This is a genomic window from Haloarcula japonica DSM 6131, assembly GCF_000336635.1.
GTDB classification, from domain to species: domain Archaea; phylum Halobacteriota; class Halobacteria; order Halobacteriales; family Haloarculaceae; genus Haloarcula; species Haloarcula japonica.
Genome location: NZ_AOLY01000016.1, coordinates 1 through 252 on the forward strand (window position 1 = coordinate 1; position 252 = coordinate 252).

Genomic DNA, 252 nt, shown 5'->3' on the forward strand with positions numbered 1-252 from the left:
CTTGGGGACCTTAACCTATCTCTGGGTTGTTCCCCTCCTGGTACACAGGCTTACCCCGCGCACCGGAATCCCCGCGTCAAACAGCGTCTGTAAGTTTGGAGTTTGACAGGTGTGCCGACTCCTCTCGGAGGCGGACACACCAATCGGTCGCTCTACCTCACAGACTACCTCGGCGGAGGTCATGCTTCGACATGTTTCGATTGGAACCAGCTGTTGCCGGACTCGATGGGCCTTTCACCCCTACACATAGAT

At 56.7% G+C, this 252-nt stretch carries 1 rRNA gene; it reads right to left on the reverse strand.

The annotated features are described in order from the left end of the window. A 23S ribosomal RNA gene (locus tag C444_RS22545) occupies nucleotides 1–252 on the reverse strand; the annotation flags it as partial.